Genomic DNA, 5,217 nt, shown 5'->3' with positions numbered 1-5,217 from the left:
CGTTCACTGGCGCACCTCCTCGACGACGCGGCCGTCGCGCACCTCGATGCGCCGCCCGCACCACGCGGCCACCTGCGGGTCGTGCGTGACGACGACCAGGCACGCCCCGACGGACCGGGTCGCCTGCGTGAGCAGCCGCATGACCTCGAACCCGTTGGCCTGGTCGAGCGCGCCGGTCGGCTCGTCGGCGAACACCACGTCCGGCTGCGTCACGAGCGCGCGGGCGACCGCGACCCGCTGCGCCTGGCCGCCGGACAGCTCGCCGGGTCGACGCCCCTCCATGCCCGCCAGGCCCAGCGAGTGCAGCCAGCGGGCCGCGAGGTCGGTCGCCTCCCGGCGCGACGTCCCCGTGAGCATCGCGGGCAGCGCGACGTTCTCGACCGCCGGGAGCTCGGGCAGGAGCTGCCCGTTCTGGAAGACGAACCCGTAGTGCGAGCGACGCAGCAGCGAGCGCTCGCGCTCGTCGAGCCCCTGCACGGGTCGACCGCGCAGCGCGACGGTCCCCGCGTCGGGCACGAGGATCCCGGCGAGGCAGTGCAGCAGCGTCGACTTGCCCGACCCCGACGGGCCGGTGACGGCGAGCGCCTCGCCGTCGGCGAGGTCGAGGTCGACTCCCGCGAGCGCGGTCGTCTCGCCGAAGCGCTTGACGAGTCCGCGGGCGGACACACGGACGGTGGTCGCGGCGTCGCCGACCGTGGGGACGGCGCCGGTGGCAGGGGTGCTCATGCCGTCCAGCGTGCCCGGGCGGGCGGGCGGTGCGCGTCCCCCGCCGGTCCCGCCGTCGGGCGGGTCGAGGTCGACCGCGGACCGACCGTCGACTCCTGCGTGTCCCACCCGGGACGGACGCGACGTCGGCCCGTCGTCGCCCCGCGTGCCGCCCACCGGGTGATACCGGACAGGAATCGTGGACGCGGCACGCCCGGCAGCCGGTCCCACCTAGACTGCCACCCGTGATCTTCAAGGCGGTGGGCGAGGGCAGACCCTACCCGGACCACGGGTACGAGAGCCCCCGGCAGTGGGCCGAGGTCTCGCCGCGCGTCGTGCGCCTCGACCAGCTCGTGACGACCAAGCGCACGCTCGACCTCGACGCGCTGCTCGCCGAGGACTCCACGTTCTACGGCGACCTGTTCGCGCACGTCGTGCAGTACAAGGGCGTGATGTACCTCGAGGACGGCCTGCACCGCGCCGTGCGCGCCGCGCTCCAGCAGCGCGCCGTGCTGCACGCGCGCGTGCTCGTCGTCGAGGCGGGCGGCGGTGCGCCGGCGGAGGAGCCGGGCGGCGAGCCCACCGAGGACCTCGCGTCCGACGCGACGACGGAGACGGTCGAGCCGTGAGCGACCTCGACCGCGCCCGGGCGCTGCGCCGCCGGCACATGCACGAGCGGCAGGCCGTCATCTTCGGCGTCCTCCTCGCCGGGCTCGCGGTCGCCGGGCTCGGTGCCACGGCCGTCTACACCGGCAGCGTGAGCCTGCCGTTCGTCGCGCGCGGCTTCAGCACCGCACCGCCTCCCCCGGTCCCGGACCCCGACCCGTGCCCGCCCGCGGGTGCGCTGCCGCTCGCGTACAACCAGGTGACCGTGACGGTGCTCAACAGCACGAGCCGCGTCGGGCTCGCCGGGGGCGCGGCTGCGGAGCTCACGCAGCGCGGATTCGTCGTCGCCGGCTCGGGCAACACGCAGCCCGCGTTCGAGGGCGTCGCGCGGATCTCGTTCGGCGTCGCCGGTGCGGCCGCCGCCTACACGCTGGCCGCGCAGCTCGAGGGCGAGGACCTGCACCTCGTCGCGCGCGAGGACCCGTCCGTCGACATGACGCTCGGCACGCAGTTCGCCGAGCTCACGCCCGCCGACCAGGTCGTGCTCGACCCGTCCGTGCCGCTCGTCGCGCCCGAGGGCTGCGTGCCGCTCGACCAGGCCGCCGTCGAGACCCCGGAGCCGGAGACGCCCGCCGCCGACGGCGCGGGCGAGGGCGGCGAGGAGGCACCGGCCGACGGCACCGAGGAGCAGGCCCCGCAGGGCTGACGCTCGCCGACGACGCGGGATGACCCCGCAGGGCCGGGTTCCACGACAGCGCCGGACGACCCCGCAGGGCCGCCCGCGCCTCGCGGGGCCCTACGCGCGGTCGCGCCGCTCCTCCGCGGAGGGCACCGAGGCCGGGGTCGCCGGCTCCTCACCGGTGCCGCGCCAGCGGGCCACGACGCGCATGAGGTGGTAGAGCCCGATCGCCGTCGCGGTGCCGAGCGCGATGCCCTCGAACCGCAGCTCCCCGACGACCCACGTGTAGTTGGCGACGCCGATGACCAGCGCGATCGCGGCCGGCACGAGGTTGACGGGGTTCGAGAAGTCGACGCGCGCCTGGATCCAGATGCGGGCGCCGAGCAGCCCGATCATGCCGTAGAGCATGGTCGTGGCCCCGCCGAGCACCCCGTCGGGGATCGTCTTGATCAGCTCGCCGAACTTCGGCGACAGGCTCAGCACGAGCGCGCCACCCGCGGCCACCCAGTACGCCGCGGTCGAGTAGACGCGCGTCGCGGCCATGACGCCGATGTTCTCCGCGTACGTCGTCGTGCCCGACCCGCCACCGAGGCCGGCGAGCGAGGTCGCGACGCCGTCGGCGAGGAGCGCGCGGCCGGTCAGCGGGTCGAGGTCCCGGCCCGTCATGGCGGCGACGGACTTCACGTGGCCGACGTTCTCGGCGACGAGCACCAGGACCACGGGGACGAACAGTCCGAGGATCTCGACGTCGAACGACGGCGCGGTGAACGGCGGGAGCCCGACCCAGGCGGCCTCGCGGAAGCGCGTGAAGTCGACCTGGCCCTGGAGCAGCGCGGCGACGTAGCCGACGACCACGCCGACGAGGATCGACAGCCGGCCGAGGATGCCGCGGAACAGGACCGTCGTGAGGACGATCGCGGCCAGCGTGATGATCGCGGTCAGCGGCGCCTTCTGGACCGAGCCCCACGCGACGGGCGCGAGGTTGAACCCGATGAGCGCGACGATCGCACCGGTCACGACCGGCGGCATCACGACCTCGATCCAGTGCGACCCCGCGACGTGGACGACGACGCCGACCGCGGCGAGCACGAGGCCGGTGACGAGGATGCCGCCGACCGCGACGGACTGGCCGCCGCTCGCGGTGGCCGCGACGACGGGCGCGATGAACGCGAAGCTCGACCCGAGGTAGCTGGGGAGCCGGTTGCGCGTGATCAGCAGGAACGCAACGGTGCCGATCGCGGAGAAGAACAGCGTCGTCTGCGGCGAGAACTCCGTGATGAGCGGGACCGCGAAGGTCGCGCCGAACATCGCGACGACGTGCTGCAGACCGATCCCGACGGTCCGGGGCCACGTGAGCCGCTCGTCCGGGGAGACCACCTCACCCGGTCGCACGTCCCGCCCGTCGCCGTGCACCGACCAGCCCAGACCCGCCATCAACCGCTCCTGTCACGTCGTCGCCGGCCCTCTCCCTGCGCCGGCTGCACCGCAGGGTACGGCCCCGTCGGCGCTCGACGCGCGGACCGCGGTCCCACGTGCCACGGTGAGCGGCAAGGAGCGCGACCCACCCACCGAGGAGGAGTCCACGATGACCGAGCCCGACGTCCCCGAGAGCCGCCCCGCCCCGTCCGGCGTCATCCCCGGCGGTGCACCGGACCCCGTCCGTGACACGGCTCCGCACGCCGCACCCGCGCCCGACGACGTCGAGGCGCAGGACAGCAGCTACATCGACGACTCGACGCCGCGCGTCGTCCCCGTCGTCGGCGCCGGTCCGGCGGTCCCGCCGCCGCCCGCGCGCCCCATCCAGGAGTAGCCGGCACGCCCGGTCCGGCCCGCGCGCCCCGTGCGGTGGGCCGGACCGTCGGCGTGCCGTCGCCCGCCTGGTCGGCGCGTCCGCCGTCGCGGGTGGGGCAGCCTGACGTCGCAGGTGTGGAACCGCGGCACGGGTGCCGTGGCGCCCCGATAGCCTGGGGCCGCTCGTCCGCCCTCGTCCCGCACGGCCGCCGGAGGCTCCCCTGCACCGCTTGCTGCGCTCCCTGACGGCCGTCTGGGTCGCGTTCCTCGCCGTGCACGCGTGGCTCGCGTACGTCGGCGTCGTGCTCATCCCGCAGAAGGCGTTCTGGGACCTCGAGCTCTACCGCTACTGGATGTGGCTCGGCGTGCACGAGGGCCAGTGGCCCGTCCTCTCGGGCGACTGGGTGTACCCGGTGGGCGCGATCCTGCCGATGCTCGCCGCCACGGTGACCGGTCAGTGGACCGGCCCGGAGTACGCCGCGACCTGGGCGATGCTCGTGACCGCGCTCGACGCCGCCGCGCTCGGGGTCCTGCTGCACGCGCCACGCCTCGCGCGCCCGGTCGGGGGCACCGGCCGGCGTCCGCACGAGCCCCGCACGACGACCGGTGCGTGGTGGTGGATCGGGTTCCTCGCCCTGCTGGGCCCGATCGCGATGGGCCGGCTCGACGCCGTCGTCGCACCCGTCGTCGTGGTCGCGCTCGCCGTCACGCTGCGACACCCGCGCGTGTCGTCCGTGCTGCTCACGGTCGCCGCCTGGATCAAGGTCGCGCCGGGTGCGCTGCTGCTCGCGGTCGTCGTCGCGGTCCGGCGGCCCTGGCGCGACGTCGTGCTGCCCGCGGCGGTCGTCAGCGTCGTCGTCGTGGGTGCCGTGCTCGCGCTCGGGGGCGGGGCGCACGTCGCGTCGTTCCTCGGCGAGCAGGAGGAGCGCGGGCTGCAGATCGAGGCCGTCGGCGCGACGCCGTGGGTGCTCGTCGGTGTCTTCAGCGACACCGTGCGTCGCCACCTCAACGAGCCGATCGTCACGTGGGAGGTGTCCGGCCCGGGCACCGCGGGGGCGGCGGACGCGCTCGGCGCGCTGTTCTTCGTCGGGCTCGCGGCCTGCGCCGCGCTGCTGTGGTGGCGTCGGCGGCACCTCGGCGACCGGTTCTGGGAGGACGCGGTCGCGCAGCGCGAGCTCGTCGTGCGCGGGGCCCTGCTGCTGGTGCTCGCGACGATCGTGCTCAACAAGGTCGGGTCGCCGCAGTACGTCGGATGGCTCGCACCGCCCGTCGCCGTCGCGCTCGCGCTGCGGCTGCCCGGGTGGCGCGGGACGGCGTGGACCGTCGCCGGGGTCGCCGCCGCGACGCAGGTCGTCTTCCCCTGGGGGTACGACCAGATCCTCGGGGGCGGGCTGCTCGTCACGGGCGTGCTCGCCGCGCGCAACGTCGCGCTCGTC

General features: G+C 75.4%; 6 protein-coding genes. 4 read left to right on the top strand and 2 right to left on the bottom strand.

Features of this window, described 5'->3' with window-relative positions; all coding sequences use genetic code 11:
- Window positions 1–3 precede the first annotated feature (3 nt).
- Window positions 4–726 (bottom strand): ABC transporter ATP-binding protein, encoded by a 723-nt coding sequence (locus HGA02_RS09600; protein WP_168678820.1) that lies wholly within the window; start codon window positions 724–726, stop codon window positions 4–6.
- Between the two features lie 224 nt (window positions 727–950).
- Between HGA02_RS09600 and HGA02_RS09595 the strand changes: the two genes are divergently transcribed.
- Window positions 951–1,334 carry a type II toxin-antitoxin system VapB family antitoxin gene (locus HGA02_RS09595; RefSeq protein WP_343035416.1) on the top strand — a complete coding sequence of 128 codons (384 nt, stop codon included), beginning with the start codon at window positions 951–953 and terminating at the stop codon, window positions 1,332–1,334.
- Window positions 1,331–2,017, top strand: coding sequence for a LytR C-terminal domain-containing protein (locus HGA02_RS09590; RefSeq protein ID WP_168678819.1), 687 nt, complete (start codon window positions 1,331–1,333; stop codon window positions 2,015–2,017). Before HGA02_RS09595 ends, HGA02_RS09590 begins: the two co-directional genes overlap by 4 nt.
- Window positions 2,018–2,107: 90 nt before the next feature.
- Here HGA02_RS09590 and HGA02_RS09585 read toward each other — a convergent pair whose 3' ends face one another.
- Entirely contained in the window at window positions 2,108–3,424 is a 1,317-nt protein-coding gene (locus HGA02_RS09585) for a uracil-xanthine permease family protein (RefSeq protein ID WP_168678818.1), read from the bottom strand.
- A gap of 151 nt (window positions 3,425–3,575) precedes the next feature.
- On the opposite strand from HGA02_RS09585, the gene HGA02_RS09580 reads away from it, so the two are divergent.
- Complete coding sequence (locus HGA02_RS09580) at window positions 3,576–3,800, top strand: hypothetical protein (protein ID WP_168678817.1); 225 nt, start codon at window positions 3,576–3,578, stop codon at window positions 3,798–3,800.
- Window positions 3,801–4,011: 211 nt separating this feature from the next.
- Window positions 4,012–5,217 (top strand): glycosyltransferase 87 family protein (locus HGA02_RS09575; RefSeq protein WP_210728383.1); only part of this gene is annotated, 1,206 nt, incomplete at its 3' end.

This window comes from Cellulomonas septica (genome assembly GCF_012396155.1).
In the GTDB taxonomy this organism is placed as follows: domain Bacteria; phylum Actinomycetota; class Actinomycetes; order Actinomycetales; family Cellulomonadaceae; genus Cellulomonas; species Cellulomonas septica.
This window is presented reverse-complemented; position numbering and strand designations above follow the sequence as displayed.

Coding starts and splice junctions, on each gene's coding strand:
- HGA02_RS09580 (WP_168678817.1), top strand. CDS start 3,576: ATGACCGAGCCCGACGTCCCCGAGAGCCGCCCCGCCCCGTCCGGCGTC.
- HGA02_RS09600 (WP_168678820.1), bottom strand. CDS start 726: ATGAGCACCCCTGCCACCGGCGCCGTCCCCACGGTCGGCGACGCCGCG.
- HGA02_RS09585 (WP_168678818.1), bottom strand. CDS start 3,424: ATGGCGGGTCTGGGCTGGTCGGTGCACGGCGACGGGCGGGACGTGCGA.